This is a genomic window from Actinomadura sp. NTSP31, assembly GCF_041951385.1.
Classification (GTDB): Bacteria; Actinomycetota; Actinomycetes; order Streptosporangiales; family Streptosporangiaceae; genus Spirillospora; species Spirillospora napierensis.
In genome coordinates this window covers 88,088-112,544 of sequence record NZ_JBGNUT010000018.1, presented here as the reverse complement: position 1 = coordinate 112,544, position 24,457 = coordinate 88,088, and the positions used below count along the sequence as shown (strand labels likewise).

At 73.2% G+C, this 24,457-nt stretch carries 12 protein-coding genes; 1 reads left to right on the top strand and 11 read right to left on the bottom strand.

All coding sequences use genetic code 11. The annotated features are described in order from the left end of the window. The first annotated feature begins 68 nt into the window (after window positions 1-68). Window positions 69-683 (top strand): TetR/AcrR family transcriptional regulator, encoded by a 615-nt coding sequence (locus ACA514_RS28375; RefSeq protein ID WP_375044297.1) that lies wholly within the window; start codon window positions 69-71, stop codon window positions 681-683. A 136-nt stretch (window positions 684-819) separates the two neighbouring features. On the opposite strand, the gene ACA514_RS28370 is transcribed toward ACA514_RS28375, so the two are convergent. The 11 genes from ACA514_RS28370 to ACA514_RS28320 form a co-directional block, all read right to left on the bottom strand. After that, window positions 820-2,451: an ATP-binding protein gene (locus tag ACA514_RS28370; protein WP_375044296.1), complete on the bottom strand. Its 1,632-nt coding sequence runs from the start codon at window positions 2,449-2,451 to the stop codon at window positions 820-822. A 281-nt stretch (window positions 2,452-2,732) separates the two neighbouring features. Further along, a complete protein-coding gene (locus ACA514_RS28365; protein ID WP_375044295.1) occupies window positions 2,733-3,308 on the bottom strand; it encodes a DNA-binding response regulator in 576 nt (191 codons plus the stop codon). A 331-nt stretch (window positions 3,309-3,639) separates the two neighbouring features. Continuing rightward, window positions 3,640-4,638, bottom strand: coding sequence for a methyltransferase (locus ACA514_RS28360; protein ID WP_375044294.1), 999 nt, complete (start codon window positions 4,636-4,638; stop codon window positions 3,640-3,642). Then, window positions 4,571-5,416: an alpha/beta fold hydrolase gene (locus ACA514_RS28355; protein ID WP_375044293.1), complete on the bottom strand. Its 846-nt coding sequence runs from the start codon at window positions 5,414-5,416 to the stop codon at window positions 4,571-4,573. Before ACA514_RS28355 ends, ACA514_RS28360 begins: the two co-directional genes overlap by 68 nt. Further along, window positions 5,416-8,577, bottom strand: coding sequence for an amino acid adenylation domain-containing protein (locus tag ACA514_RS28350; protein ID WP_375044292.1), 3,162 nt, complete (start codon window positions 8,575-8,577; stop codon window positions 5,416-5,418). The genes ACA514_RS28355 and ACA514_RS28350 overlap by 1 nt, the downstream gene beginning before the upstream one ends. Window positions 8,578-8,707: 130 nt before the next feature. Next, entirely contained in the window at window positions 8,708-9,709 is a 1,002-nt protein-coding gene (locus ACA514_RS28345; protein ID WP_375044291.1) for a class I SAM-dependent methyltransferase, read from the bottom strand. Between the two features lie 14 nt (window positions 9,710-9,723). Beyond that, window positions 9,724-10,839: a branched-chain amino acid aminotransferase gene (locus tag ACA514_RS28340; protein WP_375044290.1), complete on the bottom strand. Its 1,116-nt coding sequence runs from the start codon at window positions 10,837-10,839 to the stop codon at window positions 9,724-9,726. Next, complete coding sequence (locus tag ACA514_RS28335) at window positions 10,840-13,032, bottom strand: lantibiotic dehydratase (protein ID WP_375044289.1); 2,193 nt, start codon at window positions 13,030-13,032, stop codon at window positions 10,840-10,842. Then, entirely contained in the window at window positions 13,029-13,808 is a 780-nt protein-coding gene (locus ACA514_RS28330) for an SDR family oxidoreductase (protein WP_375044288.1), read from the bottom strand. Before ACA514_RS28330 ends, ACA514_RS28335 begins: the two co-directional genes overlap by 4 nt. Further along, window positions 13,805-23,686 (bottom strand): amino acid adenylation domain-containing protein, encoded by a 9,882-nt coding sequence (locus ACA514_RS28325; RefSeq protein ID WP_375044287.1) that lies wholly within the window; start codon window positions 23,684-23,686, stop codon window positions 13,805-13,807. Before ACA514_RS28325 ends, ACA514_RS28330 begins: the two co-directional genes overlap by 4 nt. Beyond that, entirely contained in the window at window positions 23,683-24,429 is a 747-nt protein-coding gene (locus tag ACA514_RS28320; RefSeq protein WP_375044286.1) for a sulfotransferase family protein, read from the bottom strand. Before ACA514_RS28320 ends, ACA514_RS28325 begins: the two co-directional genes overlap by 4 nt. Between the last annotated feature and the right edge of the window lie 28 nt (window positions 24,430-24,457).

Below are 24,457 nucleotides of genomic sequence, written 5' to 3'. Positions count from 1 at the left end.
CTTCGAGAATGGCAGCCCGTCTCGAACCTTGTCAATACGGTACGTTCCGTATCCCTTAGGATGCGCAGATGGTCAAGGCATCGAACGCGCCACGCCGCAACGAGCGCAGCCGGGTGGCGGTCCTCACCGCCACCCGGGAACTCTGCGAGGAGAACGGCTACGGCCGGCTGACCATCGAGGCCATCGCCGCCCGCGCCAAAGTCAGCAAAATGACCATCTACCGGTGGTGGCCCTCCAAAGGCGCCATCGTCCTGGACCTCATCGACGAGGCCGCCGCCATCACCGCCGACCCGCCCGACACCGGCGACCTGGCCGCCGACCTGCACACCCAACTCACCGAAGTCATCACCCTGCTCACCCCCCAACCCACCTCACCGGTCACCGGAGTCATCACCGAAGCCCAATACGACCCCGACCTCGCCCGCGACCTACGCCAACGCCTGATCGAACCCCGCATCACCAAATTCAACGACCGACTACGCCAAGCACAACAACAAGGACAACTACCCCCCGACACCGACTTCGACGTCGCCCTCGACCTCACCTTCGGCCCCATCTACCACCGCCTCGCCCTCCACCTCGGCATGCCCGACCCCCACTACCTCCACAAACTCATCGACCACGTCCTCCGCGCACTGAACCCCCCACCGCCTCAGCAGGACCATCCCGGGCGTTCCCTGTGATGATTCGCCGTCCCGGCGAATTCACGCTCACACAGGTCAGCGCGCGAGTGCATGGCGTCCGTGGCCTGGGAGGCGACGGCTCGTTCGGGGTGCTGGCGGTGCGTCTGCGCGGCGGCCTCTACCGCCAGCATCCGGATCACGGTCCGGACCCGTTCAGGGGGAGCCGCACGGTGAACACCGCGCCGCCGTCATGGCGCACGTCGATCGTCCCTCCGTGCCGGCGGACGGCCTGGCCCACGAGCGCGAGCCCGAGGCCGCGGCCGGCCCCCGGGCCGCCTGCCTTGGTGGACCAGCCGCGCCGGAACATCTCCGGAACGTCCTCGGGAGGCACGCCCCGCCCGGTGTCGGCCACCTCGATCACCAGTTCGCCGTCCTCGGTCCGCGCGCTCACCTCCACCCGCGGCGGCCCGGACCCGTCCAGCGCCGCGTCGACCGCGTTGTCGATCAGGTTCCCGACGACGGTGGCCAGGTCGCGCGGCTCGACCGCGCCCTCGATCCCGTCGACGGCGGTGCCCTCGGCCACCACCAGGTCGACACCGCGCTCGGCGGCCGTGGCCAGCTTGCCGAGGAGCAGCATCGCCAGCAGCGGCTCGGTGACCGCGCCGACCACGCGGTCGGTGAGCCGCTGGGCGGTCGCCAGCTCCGCGGTCGCGAACTCCACCGCCTGCTCGGCCCGGCCGATCTCGACCAGCGACACCACGGCGTGCAGCCGGTTGGACGCCTCGTGCGCCTGCGCCCGCAGCGCCTCGGCGAACCCCTGGGCCGTGTCGAGCCGTCCGGCCAGTTCCTGGAGCTCGGTGTGGTCGCGCAACGTGACCACCTGGCCCATGGGCCGGCCTCGCGACAGCACCGGCGAGGTGTTGACCACCAGGACCCGGGAGTCGCCGACATGGATCTCGTCGGACCGCGCCCCGGCCGACACCAGCGCCTCGGTCAACTCGGCGGGCAGCCCCAGGGCGCCGGCCGCCCGGCCTCGCGGGTCGGACGCCAGGCCGAGCAGCTCGAACGCCGCGTCGTTGCACAGCACGATCCGGTCGTCCCGGCCGACGAGGACCAGCCCTTCCCGCACCGCGTGCAGGATCGCCCGGTAGTAGTCGAACATGCCGCGCAGCTCGTCCGGGGCGACCCCGCGGGTCTGCCGGCGCAGGCGGCGGCTGATCAGGTAGCTGCCGGCGAATCCGGCGGCGAGCACGGCCACGGTGATCGCGATCAGGACCAGGATCCGGCCGCGCAGGTCGGCCGAGATGGCGCGCGCGGTGATCCCGACCGCCACCAGTGCCACCACCCTGTGCGCGCCGTCGAAGACCGGGACGACGGCGCGCACCGAGGGGCCGAGCGTCCCGGTGTAGGTCTCGGTGAACGAACGGCCCGCCAGCGCCCTCCGGGTGTTGCCGAGGAACCGGTGCCCGATCTCGTCCGGGTGGGGATGGGTGTAGCGGACGCCCGCCGGACTCATGATCGTGATGAAGTCGACCCCGGTCCCGGCCCTGACCCGTTCGGCGAGCGGCTGCAGCGAAGCGCTCGGCTCGGGCCTGGCCAGGGCCGCGCGCACGTCCGCGGTGTCCGCCAGGGTGGTCGCCACGACCATGACGGTCGCCCGCGCCCTGGCGTCGGCCGCCCGCCGTGCGTCGAGGTAGCCGAAGGCCGCGCCGGCCACGACGAGCGCGACCACGATCCCCGCCTGCAACGCGAGCAGCTGCCGCGCGACGCTCCACCGCCGGGCGCCTGCCGGGAAACGGCCGAGGCCGCCGCCTCCGGTGTCACCCACGCGGCCTCCGCCCGCCCCGGTCGGACCTGAGAGGCGTGAACGAAATGAACACAACGGTGACCAGGGACGCGCCAGACCGCATAGTCGCCTTGCGCCGACAGCCCAGGGAGGCAGGCACCCCCATGGCCCGTACGAAGCCCTTGCCCACGCCGGCCCCCTGTCGTGACCGCCTTCACTGCCGCCATGTGACGCCGCTCCGCGCCGGCCTCGGTCCGCTGATCGAGGATCAGGGACCACGGTTGTCGGTGAACGCTTCGTAACCCTTTCGGAAACTCAAGAATTCAGACCGTTCCACTGGGCGACATGAGGCTTTTACGCTCCATTGCGGCGCGGGTGAGGTCGGCCTTGTTGCCGGGCCCGAGCTTCTTTCGGATGCGCTTTACGTAGGTGTCCACGGTGTGGCGGCTGATGCCCAGAATTCTGGCCACCTGGCCGTGCGTACGGCCCGCCGCTATGTGCGACAGGACCTCGCTCTCCCGGGCGGACAGGATCAGCGAGTCCGCGCCCTCGTCGCTCTCCTCGGCCTCCGACAGCAGGCCCGGGACGTCCCCGATGGACAGGAAGCGGCCGACGCGGGAGGTCACCGCGTAGACGGCCGCCACGAGCGTGTGCAGGGGCACCGAGCAGTGCACGTATCCCGAGGCCCCCGAGGTGAAGCACTCCTCGATCATGGCGTGGTCCGCCGAGCTCCCGAACACCAGGACGGGGTTCGCCTCGACCTCCCGCCCGATCAGGTCTCCCGGGGTCACCGGGCCGTCCACGACGACGACGGTGAGGTCGCAGGGCACCCCGTTCGCCGGCGACCCGTCGACGGCGGTGACCGCGCACAGGCCCGGCACGCCATCGAAGAACCGCACCAGCCCAAAAGCGTGGAGGGGGTATGGGCAGACGATTTTTATGGCAATCATCAGTGTCCCGATACTCGCACACCGGTCTACTCATGCACCTGCTAAATCTCATACGCATTGTACCCAGTCAAGATCACACCGGCAAGGCGTACCGCCGGTCGGCACTGGACGTCGAAAGCGCCCGGCCGGTCGTCGACTGCGCGAATAAACAGCGTTATTTTCTTCACCTGAATGTCACTGTGGAAACACGGGAGAGCACACTCCGTGTTCGATCGGAAAGGGATGGACGCCGCAATTGACCCGTTAAGGGGACAACGGCGCCTCCCCTGCGGCGCGGCGGTCAGCGCCGGTTCTTGTGCCCCACGATCAGATGCTTCTCACCGCCGGAACGCCGGACCTCGCAGTCCGTGAACCCGGCCCGTTCCAGCAGCGCCGCGAACTCGGCCGCGGTGCGATGCCGCCCCGCCATCTCCAGGTGCATCACGAGGTTCATCGCGGCGGTGGCCGGCGGCCCGGTCCGGTCGTCGGCGAACAGCCGGTCCATGATCAGCACCCGGCCCGGAGCCGTACAGGCCCGGTGGGCCTTGGCCAGCAGTTCGACGCAGGTCTCGTCGTCCCAGTCCGAGAGGATGTAGCCGAAGGCCAGGCAGTCCCCGGCGGGGAGCTCGTCGGTGAAGAAGTCCCCGCCGGCGAACTCCAGCCGGTCCGCGAGGCCGTGCGCGTGCGCGGTCTCCTCGGCCAGCGGCCGGATCGCCGGCAGGTCGAAGACGACCGCACGCAGCCGGGGGGCCGCCCGCAGAGCGGCGACGCTGAAGGGCCCGGTCGCGCCGCCGACGTCCACGAGCCGGGCCGTGCCGTCGAGACCCGCGAGCGTCACCAGTTCGGTGGAGGCGCCGTAACTGAGATCCCACATCGCCGTCATGAAGGCGCGCATCGTCTCCTCGTCCCGGTAGACCTCCCCGAAGGGGGCGGCGGCCTCGGCGGGCCTGCCCTCCTTGAGGTAGCCGTCCAACCGGCCCAGCCGAGCGCTGGTCTCCTCGGCGAGATGTTCCAGGAAGCCACCGACGAAGAGCGGCTCCCGGCGGTCCAGATAGGGGCGGACGGCGGCGGGCACCCGGAAGTCCCCGGCATCGCCGAGGTCCAGGACCCGCAGCGCGGTGAGCAGCAGCATCATCCGCTCCAGGGTGTCCCGGTCGAGGCCGAGGTCCCCGGCCAGCTTCTCCGATCCGGCCGGTCCGCCCTCGATGAGGCGCGCGAACACGCCGTGCTTCTCAGCCGTCCGCAGCACGGGCGTGGCCAGCATCCCGTAGATCGCGTTCTCCAACTCCGGCGGCATCATGTCCGTCCCCTCCCATTTCCCGGATGAGTCCGGCGAGGTCGCCGGGGTGGCTCGCCTGCACGTCGTGCCGCGCGCCTTCGATCGATGCGAACCGGCCGCCGGGCAAGAGGTCGGCAAGGCGGCGCGAGACCTCGCGGTGGTGCGCGACCGACTCCGTGCCGGCGGCGACCACCGCCGGCACGGGCAGGGTCAGCGGGTCGAACAGCGGCTCGCCGGCCGACGGGTCGGTCATCTCGGTGACCAGCGCGGCGCCGTCGGCCGCGAGCTCGTCCGCCGGGCGCCGGGCGAGCCACAGCCGGCCGGCGGGCCCGAGCGCCTTCTCCATCAACGCGCGAGCCGCCTGGTCGGGGCTTCCCGTCCCGGCCTCCCGGACGGCCGCCGCCCAGGGGTCGTGGGCGGGCCACCACGGCAGCCATCGCACCGGAGGCTCGTAGACCACCAGGCCGCACACCAGTGACGGCCGCCGCGCCGCGGCGCTCAGGGCCACCAGCCCGCCGTAGCTGTGACCGGCCACGACCGGCGGCGCGGGGAACCCGGCGAGGACGGCGCACAGGTCGTCCACGTGGGTCTCCAGCCGGAGCGCGGGGCCGCCGAGTGAACGGGAGGAGCCCCACCCGCGCCGGTCATAGCCGACCACGTCCCATTCGGGCAGCAGCTCGGCGACCCGGCGGAAGCTGCGCGCCCGGTCCAGCGATCCGTGGACGAACACCACGGCCCCCGACGTCGGTCCGTCACGGTGCGCCCGGTACAGCGCCGGGCGGCTCCCGGGCGTCCCCATCATCGTCCCCTCTCGCCGACCAGCCGGGCCAGGTCGGCCAGGGTGGGATCGGCGAGCAGCTGCTCGACGTCGAGCCGGATGTCGAACCTGGCCTCCAGCGCGGTCAGGAACTCCGCCATGGCCAGCGAGTCCGCCCCCACGGAGAAGAAGTCGGTCTCCAGCTTCACCGAGCTCGGCGGCAGGCGGAGGCAGGAGCTGTAGAGCTGGGCGATCTGCCAGGTGATGCGGGAGATCTCGCGATCACCCCGCGACGCCGTGTCGGCCCGCGGTGCCACCTCGGCGGACGGCGCCTCCTCGGCGAGCGGGGCCGTCGTCACCCGCGGGGGCGGCTCGGCCTGCGGGGCCGCGGCCCGCTTGCCGTTCCCGGTCAGGGCCAGCCGGTCGGTGACCGTGAAGCGGGCCGGGATCATTCCGCTGTGCAGGTGGTCGGCGAGGTGAGCGCGGACCTCGGTCTCCTGCCATCGTTCCGGCTCCACCATCACGCTGGCCTCCAGCCTTCCGTCGCGCTCGAACACCTGGCAGGCGTGGACGCCGGGCGCGCGCTCCAGGATCCGCTCGACCTCGTCGAGCTCGACCCGCTGGCCGCGGACCTTCACCTGCCGATCGCGCCTGCCGCGATATTCGAGGGTTCCGTCCGGGCGCCAGGCGCAGATGTCGCCGGTGCGGTAGAGCAGCCTGCCGGGATGCGCGGCGAACGGATCCGGCACGAAGGCCTCGGTCATCCGGTCGGGGTGGCCGAGGTAGCGGCCCAGGCCGATGCCGCCGACGTAGAGCTCGCCCTCGTGCCCGGGCGCCAGCAGCTCGCGGTGCTCGTCCAGGACGTAGACCCGCTTGCCCTCGATCGGACGGCCGATCGGCGGGTCGGCGCCGTCCTCGCCGTCCTCGGCGGAGCACTCGTGCCAGGTGGTCCAGATGGCGGCCTCGGCCGGGCCGTAGAGGTTGAGCAGCCGCCGACCCGGCGCGGACCATCGCCGCACCAGGCGGGGGCTCAGCCGCTCACCGGCGAAGGCGACGATGCGCAACGCGGGCAGCGCGTCGTCGGGCAGGACGGACCACACCGAGGGGGTCATGATCGCCGCGGTGACCGCGCGCTCCCGCAGCAGCCGCGCGAGCGGCGGCCCGGGGGTGCGCCGCGCCGTACCCGCCATGACGAGGGTCGCTCCGCAGAGCAGCGCCAGCACGATCTCCGAGACGCAGCCGTCGAAGTTGAGCGAGAGGAACTGCAGCACCCGGTCGTCGGGGCGGATCCGCAGGACCCGCCGCTGGGCGACGTGCACGTTCGCCAGGCCCTGGTGATCGGTCGCGATGGCCTTCGGCCGCCCGGTGGTCCCGCTCGTGAACACGACATAGGCGGTGTTGCCCTGGGTGACGCCGGTGATCGGCGGTTCGGGCTCGCCGGGACCGGCCTCCGGGCGGAGCAGCTTGGCGGGAAGGCCGAGCGCCGCGAGCCGGTCCGCGGTCGTGCCGTCGGCCAGGATCAGCCTGGTCGTCACCTCTTCCAGCATCGCCCGCAACCGCTCACCCGGGCATGCGTCCTCGACCAGCAGGAACGCGCCGCCCGCCTTGGCGACGGCCAGCATCGCGACGATCAGTGCCGCCGACCGCCGCATGCAGACGGCCACCACCGCCTCGGGTTCGACGCCGTGCTCGCGCAGCCGGTGCGCGAGCGCGTTGGCCTGGGCGTCGACCTCGCCGTAGGTGTGCGGGACGCCCTCGTCCTCGACGGCGACGGCGCCGGGTGCGAGGCGCGCCATGCGCTCGAACAGCAGGTGCCAGCACTGGGGGGTGGCGGGGCCGGTGTCGGGCTGGTTCCACTCGGCGAGAATCTGGTGCCGGACGCGGTCGCCGGCGGGTTCCCCCGCGCCGCGGGTGCCCCTCGACACGGTGAGCCTGGCATGCAGCAGGCATCGGGTGTTGGCGTGCGGCCCCCAGACCGGGGCCTCTCCTGCGGCGGGGGCATAGGACTCGTAGCGCTCAAGGAACCCGAGGATCGCCCAACCGGCGAGGCGTTCGGCGAACGGCGCGCCGAGGCAGTAGTGCGGACCCGAGCCGAAACCGAGATGCCGGCCCTGGTTGCGGCCGATGTCGAAGGCCGTGGGACGGGGGAACTTTCTGGGGTCCAGACCGGCCGCGCCGAGGAGGACGAGCACGTTCTCCCCCGCTGCGATCCGGACGCCTCCGACGTGCGCCTCCCGGAGCGCGTGCCTGCCCACGTACTGGCTCGAACCGTCGAGCCGCATCACCTCGTTCACCGTCGAGTCGATCAATGAGTGGTCCGCTCGCAGCCGCCGCATCTGGTCCGGGTGCCTCTGCAGCAGCAGCAGGGCGGTGGACACCAGGTGGGTCAGGGTCTGGTATCCGCCGCCGACGAGCACCAGGGCGTTGGCCGCGGTCAGCGCGAGCGGGTCGGGATCGTCGTGCAGCGCCGTCACCAGCGTGCTGATCAGGTCCTGGCCGGGTGCGGCCCGGCGGTCGCCCGCCAGCGCGCGCAGGGCGGCCAGCGCCTGGCCGAGGACCGGCACGGTCGCCAGGTCGGCGCGGCTCGGAAAGGTGGACACGCTGCTGATCAGCTGGTCGTAGGCCTCCGCCCAGCGGGTCAGGTCCGCGGTGCGGTCCGGGATGCCGAGCAGGTGGCCGTTCAGCAGCGCCGGCAGTTCCGCCGCGAAGTCCTGGACCAGGTCGAGGGTGCCGGACTCGGGCAGCGTGGCGAGCACACCGTCGGCGATCTCCCGCATGGCCGCGTCCCGGCGGGCGACCCGGGCGGGCGCGAACTCGTCCTTGAGCGCCTTCCGGAGCCGGGTGTGCTCCGGCGGGTCGTTGAAGAGCATCTGGACGGACATCATCTCCGCGGTCGGCACGAGGCCGGCCATGCCGCGTTCCTCCAGATCGCGACCGGAGTGGTAGCGGGCGGAGGAGAACGTGCGGTGATTGGCGAGTATGTCGACCGATTCCTGATAGCCGGAGCAGACCCATACGGCTCCGACCTCGTCGTAGAAGAGCGGCGGAAGTTCCGAGATCGCCTCCCAGTAGCGCCGGGGTTCGGCGATGACCTCGGGGCGGCGGAGATTATGGATTCCGTGTCGCGCCCGGTCGTAGGCGCCGCCGGGATCACGTTGGGACGCCGCGCCCGCCACGGTCACCGAGCCGTTCGACTTTGACATCTTCGCAACCCCTGAAACGCTCGTCATTGCGGGAGGACATTGATGGGAGCGGGCGCCCGAATCGCGTGCCGTGACGTGCCGGCCCGGTCCGCCTCGCCGTGGGGCGACGCGGACCGGGCGCTGTCTCATTTCACTTGATGGCCACGAAGAGGCGCCCGGTGGGGAATCTGTGCGAGACGCACTGCACATCGGAGAAGCCCGCGGACGACAGCTTCTCCTGCCATTCCCGCTCGTTGAGCAGGCGGCGCCGCATGAACTGCTGGTGGTAGTAGGTGACGATCGCGCTGAACCGCCGTTCCCTGGCGTTGCGCACGTAGGGCACGGCCTCGGTGATCGCCATCATTCCGCCGGGCGCGAGGGCCTCGCGGCAGTTGGCCAGGACCGAGTCGGCCACCTCCTCCTCCTCGGGCATCATGTCGTGGAACACGAACCCGGCATGGATGACGTCGGTCCCTTCGACGGGGCCGGGGTCGGTGGCCACGGACTGGATCGGCCGCTCCACCACGGTCAGCCTGTCCCCGACCCCCGCCCGGTCGCCGGCGAGACGGGCCTCGGCGCACGCCTCGGTGTCCAGGTCGAGCGCGACGCCGGTCGAGTCGGTGAGGCTGAGCAGGATCTCGATGACCAGCCGGCCCGTGCCCGCGCCCAGGTCCACCACGCGGGCCGGCCGGGCGTCCAGGATCGTCTTGAGCGCCACCGGGTAGAAGCCGAACGAGCCCATCCACTCGGAACTGACGGCCACCTGGCGCCCGTCCCGCCGGTGCCGGTCGCCGGCACCGCGCGCGTCGTGGAAGAAGTCGACGGCGTGGTCGACGAAGGGACGGTTGGCGTTCAGCGCCCACGACAGGTAGCCGGACTCGTACCGGATCTGGGAGAAGCCCGCCACCGTCTGGAAGGCGCCCGAACCCTCGGCCACCTCCTCGATGAGCCCGGCCGAGCACAGCGCCTCCAGGTACCCGGCGACGCCGGTCGCGGGCAGGCCGGTGGCCTCGGCGAGTTCCTCGACCCGCACCTGCTGGCCCTGGTCGAACCTCGGCAGCAGCCCGAGCCGGTCGCCGATCTCCAGGAGGGCGGCCGCGCCCGCGGCGTCGGCCGCCCTCTCCCACTGCTCGGTGTCGTCTTGGATGGTCATACCGGGTCTCCTTGTCATCGGATCGAATGAATCCAGCCGTGTGAATCCGGCGCGATGCCGTGATGAATGTCGACGAGTGCCTCTCGCAGGCCCAGCGTCAACGGTCCGGGACCTCCGTTTCCGACGGTCCAGTCCCCCGCCTCGGACTGGACCGTGCCGATCGGCGCGACAACGGCGGCCGTTCCGCAGGCGAACGCCTCGAGCATGGTTCCGTCGGCGCATGCCGCCCGCCATTCCGCGACGCTGAAGGGCCGTTCGGTCGTCGTGTATCCCCGGTCGCGGGCCATGACCAGCAGGGAGTCGCGGGTGATTCCGGGCAGAATGGTGTCGCCCAGTTCCGGCGTGACCAGTTCCGGCTTTCCGGGGCGGTCCATGACGAAGAAGATGTTCATGCCGCCCATTTCCTCGACCCATTCCCGCCTGGCCGCGTCCAGCCAGATGACCTGGTCGCAGCCGCGTTCATGCGCCTGCTGCTGCGCGAGCAGGCTCGCCGCGTAGTTCCCCGGGCATTTCGCCATGCCGGTACCGCCGGGTGCGGCCCTGCTGTAGTCCTCGCAGAGCCACACCGACAGCGGCCGTACCGGCCCGGAGAAGAACCTGTCGGTCACGAAGGCGATCAGCAGGAAGAGGTACTCCCGCGCCGGGTGGAGACCGAGGTCGGCCTCGGTGGCCAGCACGACGGGCCGCAGGTAGAGGCTCTTCCCGACCTCCTCGGGAACCCACTCGCGGTCGGCCCTCACCAGTTCCTCGATGGCCTGGACGAAGAGCCGCTCCGGCAGTTCGGGCATCGCCAGGCGCCGCGCGGACTGCCGCAACCGCTCCGCCGCGGCGTCCGGGCGGAAGACCCCCACCTCGCCGTTCGGCTGCGCATAGGCCTTCAGGCCCTCGAAGACGATCTGCCCGTAATGCAGGCCGATCGTCGCCGGGTCGAGGCTCAGACCGCCGTACGGCCCGACCCGGCCGCCGTGCCAGCCGCGCTCAGCCGTCCATCGGATCGTCACCATGTGCTCGGTCAGGACCCGCCCGAACCCGGGATCGGCCATCAGGCGGGCGCGTTCTTCGGCGCCGATCCGGTCGTCGCGGTACTCGATGCCGAACGGCATCACCGGGGCCGCTGGTGAGAAGACCATCTATCGCCCTGCCTCTCGCTGAAGGTTCGTCCGGTCCACCGCCACCAGGCGCAGCTCGCTGGTGAACCTGTTGCCCTCCGGATCGGTCAGCCAGAGGTCGGGTTCGGCCGGAAGCATCTCCACCAGCTCCAGCCACGCCGGCTCCTCCGCCCGCGCGAGGTTGCGGACGACCCGGGCCATGCCGCGCAGCAGCGCCGGGGAATCGGCGTCCACGTAGGACGGCTTGGTGTCGACCGGCGTCCGCACGAAGAACCGCCCGGGCGCGCCGAGCTCGGCCACGAGCCGCGCCATCGCCCGGCCGCCCTCGTCCCCGTCCAGCGGCCCCGCCAGCAACGGCGCGGCGGGCACGTGCCAGGTCTCGCGGCAGATGACCATGTCGTCGACGGTCACCCGCGGGAGATGCGGTGCCGGCGGCCGGAGCCGGAACCGGTCGACCACGAGGATGGACAGGAACTCGCCCAGCACCTCCAGGACCGGGGCCTGCCATTCGCCGGCGGGCGAACGCACCACCAGCTCGTCCCCGTCGTCGCGGACGACGAGGGCGGACCCCGGAACCGCGTGGGCGCCGGACGGGTCCCCGTCGTCGTCGGTGAACGACCAGTAGACGTAGCTGCCGGGGACCGAGAAGGCCAACGGCGGGTAGGTCCGCGGGCTCACGTCGGGCCAGGACCGCGGGAAGACCGGCACGAACCTGCCCGCGGCGAAGTCCTCCGCGGTGGCCCGGCCCAACCACGCGCGATCGTCCGCGTGGTTGGCCAGCGCGCGGTTCTCCAGCGTGTTCAGCGCCAGGTGGATCTCACCGAGCACCCAGTACGGGCGCGCGCCGGGCGGTGCGCACAGCATGAGGTCGGGACTGTGCTGGCGAGCGGCGGGCCAGCGGGGCGTCCGCCGCGGGAACAGCGCCTCCACCATGGGCCGGATGTCGGTGCCGCGCAGGCTGCGGGGACCGGGACCGTCCGCGCCGAGGATCTCCTGCCAGCGCATCTGGAAGTCCTCGGCGACCGGGTGGACCACCGACCGGGGACCGCCGGCCAGATCCTCGCCGACGGCGAAGAGTAGGTCGAGAAGCGGCACCTCGGTGCGGTCCGCGCTCAGCACCTTGAACTCCTCGCGCAGCCGTTCGTCCACCGCGCCCGCGACCTCGGAGCAGAGCCACCGCGCGCTGCGCAGCATCAGGCCGAGCGGTTCCCTGGCCAGGTCGAGCAGATCACCGCCCAGGGTCACGTCGAGATCGCGGCGGCAGTCGTGGTAGACCAGTGCCCGCCCCGCCTTGGCGTCCTGCTTGGTCCTCGTTCCGGAGTGCCCGGTCAGGCTCTGGAACGTGGCGGTGAGCCGCCGCAGGGCGGCGAGCACCGCGTCGGGGTCCCCGGCCGACGCGGCGAGCGCGCCGCGCTCCTCGTCCAGGCGCGTCAGCCGGCCGGACAGGCGGGCGCGCACGGCCGGGTCCGCGACGGCCTCCACGACCGACCGCAGGCTCCGCTCCGGATCCGAGCCCGGCGGCACGCGCGGCTCGACCCGGATGACGCCCTGCCGCCGCAGCCGCGCGAACCTGTCGTGGACGTCGTCCACGGAGGCGCCGCACGCCCGGCTGACGGCGGCCACCGTCTCGGCGCGCCCGCCCCGGCCGGCCGCCCGCAGGATCGCGGCGTCCACGTCCGAGCATCGGGCCGGGGGCCGGTGGGGCAGGTGCAGTACGTCGCCGTCGTCGAGGCGCGCTGCGGGGTTCAGGCTGAACGGAAGGTGGGGCCCCACCTCCGGGTCGGCCGCCCAGGACCGCCCGATCTCGTCGACGGCCCAGGCGTCGAAATGGACCGAGCGGCCGCTGATCTCTCCGGTGCCCGCGATGTTCACGCCCACCGCCGACGGATCCAGCGTCGCCCACGAGACCGGCCCGAAGAATCCGACCGTGTCGTTCTTGGCGCAGAACCGCTGCACGTAGCGGGCCAGGACGGTCTCCCGCTTCGCCCGCCTGGTGAGCCGGTCGTCACCGGCGCGCAGCGCCTGGACGTAGCCGCCGAGCCAGGTCTCGACGAGTGCCGGGTTGTGCCACACCAGTGCCTCGAAGAACTTCGGCTGCCGCGCCACCTCGGCCAGCGGGGCCGAGAGCCATGCGAACGGCATTCCCGCCGCCCGGAGCGCGGCCAGCCGCCACAGCCGCCACTCGTCGTCGAGCGGGATCAGATGGCCGGTCACGCGATCGCCGTGCCCAGGCCGCCGTCGACCGCGAGCGTCACGCCCGACACCCAGGCGGCCGCGTCCGAGCACAGGTAGAGCGCCGCGTTGGCGATGTCGGAGGGCGCGCCGAGCCGGCCGAGCGGGACCCGCTCGGTGACCTCGGGCAGCAGCGATCCGCCACCGAACACGTTGGCCGTCGCGCCCTCGGTGGCGACCGGGCCCGGGGCGATCGCGTTCACCCGGACCCCGCGCGGCCCCCATTCGCGGCTCCAGCTCGCGGTCAGCGACACGATGCCCGCCTTCGCCGCGCCGGCGTGCGAGTAGTGCGGGAAGCCGCGCGGGGCGTCGGGCACCACGATCGACAGCACGCACCCGCCGCCCCGGTCGAGGAGGCCGCCGATCAGCGCCCTGGTCACGTTGAACGTGCCGATCAGATCGACGTCGACGACGGTCCGCAGGGCGCGCAGCGTCATGCGTTCGGCGTCCATGCGGAAGTTCGCGGCGGCGTTGTTCACCACGATGTCCGGCGTGCCGAACTCCGCGCGCACCCGGTCGGCCATGGATTCGACCGCGGCGGTGTCCCGGATGTCGCAGGGAACCGTCAGCGGGCTCCGGCCGGTCCGCTCGGCCAGCAGGCTCGCCGCGGCGTCGAGGTTGTCGGGCTGGCGGGAGACGATCGCCACCTGCGCGCCGTGCTCCAGCATCGCGCCCGCGATCTCGCGCCCGATGCCCGCCGATCCTCCGGTGACCACCGCGACGCGGCCCTTCAGCAGATCCTCCGCGAACGGGCTCATGCCGCGTCCCCCCTCTCCAGGGCGCCGGCGAACAGCTTGATCGTGGGATGTTCGAAGAACTGGCCGATACTGAGCTCGACCCCGAACCGCTCGCGGATGCGCGTCATGACCTGGACCGCGACGAGCGAGTTGCCGCCGAGCTCGAAGAAGTCGTCGTCGGGACCGATCTCCGTCACGCCCAGCGCCTCCGTCCAGAATCCGCGCAGGGTGTCCGCGATGCCGGACGCCCCGCCCTGCGGCGGCTGCGGCACCGCAGCGGGCCCGGGCGGCGCGGCCGGCGTGGTCGGTTGGGTCGGTGTGGTCGGTGCGGGCAGGGTCTCCGGCGCGGCGACCGGCGCGGTGGCGGCCGGCGCGCGGCCGGGCTCGAGCGGCGTCGGCTCTCCGTCGCGGTAGGGACGCACCAGGACGTGCTCGGGCGTCCGGCCGCGCAGCAGCCGCATGAACAGTTCCGTGCCGGTCGCCGGTGCCAGACCGTCGCGCGCGTCCGCGCGACCCGGCGGACGTGGCGGGGGCGCGGCCGCGGCGAACGCGGCGCGGTCGACACGGCGCATCGTGAACGCGGTGATCTGTACGAGGACGGTGCCGTCCTCGGCGATCAGGTCGATGTCGGCGACGATCGCGTCCTCGGTGCGGCTCCGGTACCGCAGGTGGGACCAGAACCGTTCCGGCAGCGAGCCGTGGACCACCAGCGACTCGTAGAGGAAGGGCAGGTGCCGGGTACCGGGACGGTGCTGGGCCGCGGCCGTGGCCCAGTCGAGCTGGGCGGGATGAAGCACATGGTCGGCGAGGTCGGCCGCGAACTCCGGCGGCAGCACCACCTCGACGAGGTCCGCGTCCGGTCCGCGCAGGATCTCCCCCCGGTTGCGCCACCGCGGCCCCACCTGGACCATCACCGCGGCCTCGTCCTCGGCGCGGACCGGCGGGTCCGCCATTCCGGCGCGCAGCGCGGCCAGGTCGGCGGCGTTCGCGGCATCCGGTTCCGCCGCCACGGCGCGGGCCATGGCATGGCTGGTCCATTCCTCGTCCGCCGTCTCCCGCGACCGGATGACCAGCCGGTCGCCCTCCTCGACGACCTGGACCTCGCGCGGCCGATCGGCGATCAGCGGTACGAGGAAGGTGATGTCGTCCAGGCGCAGCCCGGGCCCCTCGCCCCGGGAGCGCAGCGCCCGCAGGAACATGTCGATGTGCGCGGTCCCCGGCTGGACCGGGCGCCCGTCGATGCGGTGCTCGTCGAGCGTCCAATGGGTCCGGTCGCTGAGCGTCTCCGCCAGCAGGGGCGCCGGACCGGCCGCCATGCCGACCTCGCTCCAGCTCGGCCAGCCGATGCTCACCATGCGTCCCGCCAGGGCGCCCGCGGCCATCTGGGCGTCGAGGAAGGAGTTCGCGGCGGCGTAGTCGGCGCTGCCGAACAGGCCGTGGGTGCCGGACCGGCTGGAGAACGCCGCGAAGAAGTCCAGGCGGGCGCGCCGCGCCAGCTGCTCCTGCAGCACCAGGGTGCCCAGCACCTTGGGCCGCAGCACGCGCGCGCTGTCGGCCGGATCGCGGAGCTCGACCACACCGCCGCCGGGCACGCCGGCGCAGTGCACCACGCCGTTGACCGGGCCGAAGGTCGCCTCGGCGATGTCGAGGGCCCGGCGCACCTGCCGCGCGTCCGCGAGGTCGGCCCGCACGGTCTTGACCTCGGCGCCGAGCTCGCGCATCTCCTCGATGAGCGCGCCCGCCCGGGCCGGAAGGTCGTCGGGGCCGCGGCGCGCCAGCAGCACCAGCCGGGGACGTTTCCCGGTGCGGGCCAGCGCCGTCGCGACCTCGAGGCCGAGTCCGCCGAGGCCACCGGTCACGAGATACACCCCCTCGTCCCGGACGGCCTCGGTCCCGGCCGCCGGTTCGAGGGGACGCTCGAACGGCTCCCACCGCCGTGCGCCGCGCAGTGCGACGATGCCCCCCGGTCGCAGCAGCTCGTCGGCGAGGTGCGCCTGCCCGGTGCCCGGAAGGACGTCGACGAACGCGGCGCGGCCGCCCTCTTCGGCGAGGGATCGCACGAATCCGACCGCCATGCTCTTGACCGGGTGGCGGATCTCACCGCCGGTGACGTCCAGGGCCGAGCTGCTGAGCACGACGAGCTCCGAGCGCTCGCCGCCCACCGGATACCGGGCACCGATCCGGGCCAGGGCGGCGAGGCTGTCGAAGGCCTCCATGACCTGGTCGCCGCAGTTCGCCGCCGTCGGCGGCTCCCAGGCGGCCATCCCGAGCCCGTGCACCAGCACCTGGGGAAGCAGCTGCCGGCGCGCGAGCTCCTCGAAGACCTCGCGCAGATCGCCGGCTTCACCGCGGCGGACGACGAACTCCTCCTCGCCGATGCGCGGCTCGTCGCCCACCTTCACCCGGAAGACCCGGTGCCCTCCGGCGTGCAGGGCGCCGAGCACGGCCAGCCGGGGTTCCCGGTCCGCCGGGACGAGGGCCAGCGCACGGCGCCCGCGTTCCCGGACGGCCGTGGCGGCCGGGGCCTCCCGCCAGCTCAGCACGCTGAACGGCGTCGCCGGTTCCGGTTCGGCGGGCGCCGGTGCGGGCGCCTCGGCCGAGGACTTCGCGGGGCTCGCGTCGGCCCAGTGACGCTTGCGCTGATAGGCGTACCCGGGCAGGGGCAACCGCCGATGCGGGCCGTCGGGCCAGCGCACGTCATGGCCTTCGACATGGACGGCGCCGACCGCGGTGAGGAACTGGCGGAGCTCGTCGGGCTCGCTCGCCCGCCGCGGGGCGGTCCCGACGACGGCGCTGTCGCCGCGCACGACCGCCGGATGCTGCCGGCACAGCGCCGTCAGGGTCTGGCCGGGGCCCATCTCCAGCATCAGGTGGGGGCCGCGGTCGAGCAGCCGGTCCAGCGCCGCGCCGAAGAGCACCGGTTCCACGATCTGCCGCGCCCAGAACCGGGGGCTGCGGGCCTGCTCGTCGGTGAGCTCGACGCCGGTGGCGGCCGAGACCAGCGGTATGCGCGGCGGCCGCAGGTGCGTCGCGTCGAAGGCGCTCTCGAAGCGCTGCGCGGCCTGCTCCATCATCGGGCTGTGGAAGCCGTGCGAGGTGCGCAGCAACTGGCTCGGCGTGCCCTCCTCCGCCAACCTGCGGGCGAGGGACTCGACCGCGTCCACCGGCCCGGACACCACGACCTGCCGCGGCGCGTTGACGGCGGCGATGGCGAGCGGCCCCTCGATCAGGCCGTCGAGGTCGTCCCGGCCGGCCGCGACGGCGAGCATCGCGCCACCGGCCATCTCCCCCATCGGCCTGCTGCGGGCCGCGACCAGGTGCAGCGCGTCCTTGATGTCGAAGACGCCCGCGATGGTGGCGGCGACCAGCTCGCCGATGCTGTGCCCCAGCACGACGTCCGGGACGATGCCGCGGGCGCCGAGCTCCTGCGCCATGGCGTACTGCACGGCCATGAGCAGCGGCTGGGCCGCCGCGGTGTGCCGGACGGCCGCCGGGTCCCGGTCGAGCCACACCGGCCGGAGATCGAGATCGCACTCGCGCAGGGTCTCCAGGCAGGCGTCCATCGTCGCGCTGAACGCGGGCGCCTCGTCGCCGTACAGGCCGGCCGCCATCCGCACGTCCTGCGCTCCCTGGCCGGGGAACAGGAAGCACAGCGGCCGGCCGGCGCCGCCGGTGAGCACGTTCCGGTCCTCGCCGGTGAGCAGGGCGGCGGCCTCGGCGCTCGACGCGGCGACGACGGCGGCACGGACCCGGTGGTGCGTGCGGCCGCGTTGCAGGGTGCGCGCGGCGTCCTCGAAGTCCCCTTCGGGGAGCTCGGCGAAGGACGCGGCCAGACGTTCCCGCATGGGTCCGAGGGGGGCGCGGTCGCGCGCCGACCAGACCACCAGCTGGAGCCGGCCGGTGGCGGCACGCGGCGGACTCGCGGGCGGCTCCTGGATGATCACATGTGCGTTGGTGCCGCCGACACCGAACGAGCTGACCCCGGCGATCCGCGGCCGGTCACCGCCCGGCCAGTCCGACAGCTGGTCGTTGACGTAGAACGGGGTGTCCTCGAAGCCGATCCTGGGGTTCGGCCGGCGGTAGTTGATGCTGGCCGGGATCTTGCCGTGCTCCATCGCCAGGATCGTCTTGATCAGGCCGGCGACCCCGGCGGCCGGACCGAGGTGCCCGATGTTGGACTTGACCGAACCGATCGGGCACGATCCCGGCGCGGCCCCGCCCGCCTCGGCATAGGCCTCGGCGAGGCCGGTGATCTCGATCGGGTCGCCCAGCATCGTCCCGGTGCCGTGCGCCTCGATGTACCCGACGTCGCGCGGATGGACGCCGGCGGCCTTCATCGCCGCGAGGACCAGGGACTTCTGGCCCGACACGCTCGGCGCGCTGAAGCTCACCTTGTCGGCGCCGTCGTTGTTGACCGCCGACCCCAGGACGATCGCGCGGATGGTGTCGCCGTCGGCGAGGGCGTCCCGGAGCCGCTTGAGCACCACCACCCCGACGCCGCTGCCGAAGATCGTCCCGTTGGCGTCCGCGTCGAACGGCCGGCACACCCCGTCGCGCGAGTAGATGCTGCCGGGGTACCACTTGTACCCGTGCGCGTAGGGGAACTCCAGCTCGGCGGCCCCCGCGACCGCCAGATCGCACTCGCCCGCGCGCAGCGCGTTGCCGGCCAGGTGCAGCGCGACCAGCGAGGTGGAACAGGCCGTCGCCACGGTCACGCTGGGACCGCGCAGGTCCAGCCGGTAGGAGGCGATCGTGGCCACATAGTCGCCGTTGTTGGTGGTGTCCAGGGTGAGCCCGTCGAGCTGGCCGAGCCCCGGATTGTGCAGCAGGTGGTGCTCGGCGTAGCGGTTGGCGGCGGCGCCGCCGAAGACCCCGACCCTGGTGTCGGGCGCGAACGGCGCGTACCCGGCGTTCTCCAGCCCCGCGTGCACGGTCTCCAGGAACGCCCGCTGCTGCGGGTCGCGCAGCATGGCCTCCCGGGGCGTCAGCCCGAACAGCTCCGCGTCGAACTCCTCGGCGTGCGGCAGCAGCGGGACCGCGCGGACGTAGTCCGGGTCGGCCAGGGTCCGCGCCGGCACCCCGAGCGCCCGCAGCGTCTCCTCGTCCTGCCAGGTGACCCCGCTGCGCCCCGCGGCGAGGTTGGCCCAGAACTCGGTGACGTCCGAGGCTCCGGGGAACCGGCCCGCCAGGCCGACGACCGCGATCGCGTCCATGTTCACATCTCCGTCCGTGTGCCTCGCCGGGGCGGCACCCCGGGCTCCGCGCCCCAGGTGGCCGGCGAGCGCGGTGATCGTCGGATGGGCGAAGACCGCGGTCACCGGCAGGTCGGCGGCGAACCGTTCGGTGATCACCTCGTGGATCCGGACCAGCGACACCGAGGTGAGGCCGGCGTCGAAGAAGCTGACGTCGTGCCGGATCGGCGCACCGAGCACCTCCGTCACGATCTGCTCGAGCTCTCTCGCAGGGTCGGCTCGCGCAGGGTCGGCCGGCATGTGGTCGGCTCGCGCAGGGTCTGCCGGCGCGAGGACGGCTCGCGGTGCGGGCGCGAGCTTGCGCCCGGTCTCCAGCCCGGCCAGGTCCGCCCGCGTGATCCGGCTCGGAACCGCGGGGCCCGGCAGCACGGTCCGGAGGTGGGCCCGCAGGCCCGCCATGCCGAGATCGGGATCACCGGCGAGCACGGTCAGCGCGAGCACCCGCCCGGCGGGGGTGTCGACGAGGGCGGCCCGGGCCGCGTCGACCCCGGCGAAGCCGCGGGCGGCGTGCTCGACGCTTCCGAGTTCCACCCGGTGGCCGTCGACCATCACCTGGCGGTCGAGGCGGCCGGTGATCACGACGCCGTCCGTCCAGCGGTATCCGACGTCGCCGGTCCGGTACGCCGTGCCGTGGCCGTCGGCCAGGTCGTCACCGGTGACCAGCACCTCGCCGCGCCGGCCGTTCTCCAGCGGCCGCCCGTCCGGGGAGACGACGAGGACCCGCCGTCCGCCGAACCCGGTCCCGATCGGCAGTTCGCGCGAGTCGGGCCAGTCCGGGCCGATGCCGGGGACGACGGCGCAGGACGCCAGCTGCGGGGTCTCGGTGGCGCCGTAGGCGTTCACGATGGTCGCGTCGGTGGCCCGCCGCAGCCGCCGCGCGAGACCGGCCGTGAGGATGTCGCCGCCGGACACCACCAGCCGGAGCGCGGGGAGCCGGCGTCCGGTCGCGGTGATCAGGCCCAGCAGCGCGGGCGTCGCGTGCAGGACGGTGATCTCCCGCTCCGCGATCCAATCCGCGAGCGCCCCCGGGTCGCGGTGCGGATCCGGGGGCGGCACATGCACCGACGCGCCGAGCGCCAGGGCCGGCAGCACGTCCCGGAAGATCGGGTCGTGGGCGGCGCCGGAGAGCATGGCGAACCGATCGTCCGCGCCGAGGGCGAACGCCTCCGCGTACTCGGCCAAGCAGTGGTCCAGCACCCCGCGGCCGATCCGTACCGCGCGCGGAGCGCCCGTCGTCCCGGAGGTGAACAGCACGTGGCTCGCCCCGTCCGGTGCGGCATCGCCCTTGCCCTCAAGGTGGATCTCGCCTCCGTCCAGGGTCAGCCGCACGGCCGCGCCGAGCGTCTCGAGGCAGGTGTTCCGGTAGGCGGCGGGCGCGTCGGCGGCGATCAGGGCGAGCGTCCCTCCGGCCCGCCGGACACCGAGCATCGCCACCGGGAGCAGCGGGCTGCGGACGGCCTCCACGGCCACCAGGGCGCCCGCTTCCAGCCGCCCGGCCAGCGCGTCGACCGCGTCCTCCAGTTCCCCGTAGGTCATCGTCGTCCCCGGCCCGACGATGGCCGGGCGGTCCGTCGGGACGTCCGCGATCCGCGGCAGTGATCGGCGGGCCGCGGCGGCAGGGAGCGCGGGCGGGGCGGGCGGGGCGGCGCCAAGGGCGGTCTCCGACAGCGGCCGGTCGGGGCCGGTCACCGCCCGATCCACGAGAAGCCCCAGCTGGGTGGCGAACTCCGCCGCGAACGCCTCGTCGAACAGGTCCGCGGCGACCACGACGGCGACCGTCCGTTCGGCACCGCGCCGGCGGAGGTAGACGCCCACGTCGAAGAGCGCGGCGGTGACCGGCGGCGCGTCCGAGCCACGGGATCGGCTCAGGTCGTTGAACCAGGCCTGGAACACCGGGTTGCGGCCCGGGACGGCCGGAATCCGCAATGCCTCCACCACGGCGTCGAAGGACACCGAGGAGTGCTCGACCGCCTCCAGGTACTCCGTGCGCGCCTGCCCGGCCAGGTCGCGCAGGGTGGTCGCGTCATCGGTTCTGGTGCGCAGCACCAGCGTGTCGACCAGCATGCCGGCCAGTCGCTGTTCGGCGGGGGTACGCCGGGCGTCGGCGGGCACTCCGATCCGCACGTCCGGCTGCCCCGTCCACGAGTGCAGCAGGGCCGCGAAACAGGCGAGCATGAGATTGGCGGGCGTGCCGCCGCACCGCGCGGCCGCGTCCACGATCCCGGCCCAGCGCTCGGCCGGGATCGTCAGGGTGCTCTCGTGGCAGCGGAAGCTCGGGACCTCGGGGCGGCGGCGTGCCGTCGGCAGGTCGAGCGGGACGGGCGCGCCGCCGAGGCGTTCGGTCCAGAAATCGAGGTCCGCCCGCCAGGCGGGCCCGTCCACCGCGGCCAGCGATCGGCGCGTGTACTCCTCGAACGTCAGCGCCGGGCGGTCGCCGGCACCGGCGTCCGCGCCGGCCAGCAGTTCCTCCCGCAGGATGTCGAGCGTGCTCTGGTCGCCGATCAGATGGCTGAGCACGAGCACGAGGAGGGTCCGTCCGCCGTCGCGCACCAGCCAGGCGCGCATCATCGGCGCCTGCCGGGGCACCGGTTCGGCGGCGAGCTCAGCGGGCGACACCGCCTCGGCGACGGCCAACGGCACGGTGACCGTGCCGGGTTCGGCGAAGGTGAGGTAGGGGTCGCCGTCCTCCTCCACGACGCTCATGCGCAGGACGTCGTGCCGGTCCACCAGCGAGGCGAACGCATCGGGTCCGAGATCTTCGTCGATCTCGCTGACGTCGACGACGTTGTAGGCGGCCGCCGCCGACGGGTACAACCGCTCCAGGAGCCAGAGCCGCCGCAGACCGGGCGGCATCGGGACCCGGCCGCCGCCCGGCGGCACCGGAGCGCCGGTCTCCGCGGCGCCGCGTCCGGGCAGCCGTCCGGCCAGTTCCCGCAGCGACACCCGCTCGTCCAGCAGGGTGGCGAACGGCAGCCGCACCCCGAAACCGGCTCGGACGGCGCCGATGATCCGGGCCGCGGCCAGGCTGTGCCCACCCGCGCTGAGGAAGTCGAGGTCGGGGTCGACCGCGCTCTCCGGGATGTCGAGGGCCTCGGCCCAGGCCGGGAGCAGCGCCCGCCAGCTCCCCTCGGGCGTGCCCTGCCGTGCCGGGGCCGGCCGGTCGGCGACGAGCCGGGCCGCCGCGGCGCGATCGACCTTTCCCGTCGGTCCGAGCGGTATCCCGTCCGCCGGGACGAAGACGCTGGGGACGAACCCGGCCGGCAGCGATCTGGCCGCGAACTCGCGGAGGAGCTCCTGGTCGGGCACGTCGGCCGCGGCGACGAACAGCGCGGCGAGCGCGGAGCCGTGCTTCACCACGACCGCGCGCCGGATCGCCGGATGGGCCTCCAGCACCCGCTCGACCTCGGCGGGCTCGATCCGCACCCCGCGGATCTTCACCTGGTCGTCCAGCCGCCCCAGGTACTCCAGGCCGCCGGGGACGACCCGGACCCGGTCGCCGGTGCGGTAGAGCCGCGCGCCGTCCCGTACCGTGAACGCCTCCCCGGTCAGCTCGGGAGCGTTCACGTAACCGAGCGCGACGGCGTCACCGCCGATCCACAGCTCCCCGTCCACCACGTGCAGGTCCACGTTGTCGATGGGCTCGCCGATGAGCATCCGGGCCGGTTCCCTGGGCACTTCCCAGGCGGTCACGTCGATGGCCGCCTCGGTCGGCCCGTACAGGTTGTGCAGACGCGCCGGAAGCAGCTCGTGCGCCCGGGCGGCCACGGCCTCCGGCAGCGCCTCGCCGCTGCACACGACATGCCGCAGGGACCGGCACGCTCCCGTGGGCAGCCGGCGCAGGAACTCCTCGAGCAACGAAGGAACGAAGTGGCAGAGGGTCACGCGGTGGCGCTCGATCCAGCTCCGGATCTCGGCCGGGTCCCGGTGCGCGCCGGGGGGCAGCAGCACGCACCGGGCGCCGACGATCAGCGGGAGCCAGATCTCCCAGCCCGATACGTCGAAGGTGCACGGGGTCTTCTGCAGCACGCGGTCGTCCGGGCCGACGGAGTAGGCGTCGCGCATCCAGAGCAGCCGGTTGCACAGGCCACCGCTGTGCTGCAGCACTCCCTTGGGCCGGCCGGTCGACCCGGAGGTGAACATGACGTACGCGGGCTGGGCGAAATTGACCGGCGGCAACGGCCGCTCCACCGTCCCCGCGGAGCGGGGCAGCTCGATCCGGGCGAGACCGGGCCGGGCCTCAGCCAGGCCGCCGGTGCCGTCGTCGTCGCCGATGAAGGCCACCGGCTCGGCCGCGGCCACCATCGCGGCGATCCGCTCCGGCGGATGGTCCTCGCCGAGCGGCAGGTACGGCCGTCCCGACTTGAGCACGCCGAGCATCGCCACGACCAGGTCGGCACCGCGCGGCAGCCGCACCGCGACCGGCCGCCCGGGCTCGCCGCCGATCGCGTCGACGGCCTCGGCGACGGCGTCACTCAGCCGTTCGAGTTCCGCGTAGGAGATCGTCCTGTCCTGGTCGACCAGTGCGATCCGGGACGGGCCCGCCGTCGCCGCCTCCCGGACGAGCCCCGGCAGGCCGTGCGGAACCGACCGGTCGACGCGCCGGCCGGTCAGCGTCGTGCCGAGGCCGGTCAGCGTCGTGCCGGTCACCGCGCCACCCCGGATTCGGGCCGGGCGACTCGGGTGATGCTGTGCGATCTGAGCCGCTCGTAGTACGGGAGCTCCTCCGCGTAGAAGCCGGCGAGCATCGCGTTGTTGTCGACCGTCACCGCGTGGCGGCTTTCCTGGCGCTCGAACCCGCTGGTGCGCGCGACGGCCTGCTGCCATCGCCTCGTCCGGGACCACTCCTCGCGGTCACCCGGCTGCCAGGTCAGCGCCTCGGGAAGGAAGGGGATGCCGGTTGCCTTGCAGTAGCGGCGCACCGCCTCGCCCGGATCGCGGACGAGGTCCTCCGCCTCGATCAGGACCGGAGGCCGGCCGCGGGCCTGCTCCACCCGCTCGAAGATCTCGAAGAGATGCCGCATTCCGATCTCCTCGCACCGGACCTCCGGATTCATCGCGTAGTGCGAGGCGATGGAGTCCCCGAGCGAGCGGATGAGGAAGGTGTGCGTGCCGGTGGCCAGCAGGGTCGGATGGTCGACGGCGTCGTAGCGGTACTCGGTCGTCTCCTTGACGAAGACCGGTCCCCGCCGGGAAAGCGCCTCCAGTTCGGCCGCCAGGTCATCGGTCGTGGACACCTTCCGGCCGTCGATCATCACGTACCCGAGGACCACCAGGCTGGAAAAGGGCTCGTGAAAGACGGTGAAGTCACCCCGCTCGATCATCATGCGGCAGAAGGCCGAGGACAATGAACGCGGCGCGCTCCAGAGGAACAGCGGCCCCGTGTCGGACATATGGCGCTCCAGGTCTGCGTCGAACGGT

Coding starts and splice junctions, on each gene's coding strand:
- ACA514_RS28350 (WP_375044292.1), bottom strand. CDS start 8,577: ATGTCAAAGTCGAACGGCTCGGTGACCGTGGCGGGCGCGGCGTCCCAA.
- ACA514_RS28320 (WP_375044286.1), bottom strand. CDS start 24,429: ATGTCCGACACGGGGCCGCTGTTCCTCTGGAGCGCGCCGCGTTCATTG.
- ACA514_RS28375 (WP_375044297.1), top strand. CDS start 69: ATGGTCAAGGCATCGAACGCGCCACGCCGCAACGAGCGCAGCCGGGTG.
- ACA514_RS28345 (WP_375044291.1), bottom strand. CDS start 9,709: ATGACCATCCAAGACGACACCGAGCAGTGGGAGAGGGCGGCCGACGCC.
- ACA514_RS28330 (WP_375044288.1), bottom strand. CDS start 13,808: ATGAGCCCGTTCGCGGAGGATCTGCTGAAGGGCCGCGTCGCGGTGGTC.
- ACA514_RS28355 (WP_375044293.1), bottom strand. CDS start 5,416: ATGGGGACGCCCGGGAGCCGCCCGGCGCTGTACCGGGCGCACCGTGAC.
- ACA514_RS28340 (WP_375044290.1), bottom strand. CDS start 10,839: ATGGTCTTCTCACCAGCGGCCCCGGTGATGCCGTTCGGCATCGAGTAC.
- ACA514_RS28360 (WP_375044294.1), bottom strand. CDS start 4,638: ATGATGCCGCCGGAGTTGGAGAACGCGATCTACGGGATGCTGGCCACG.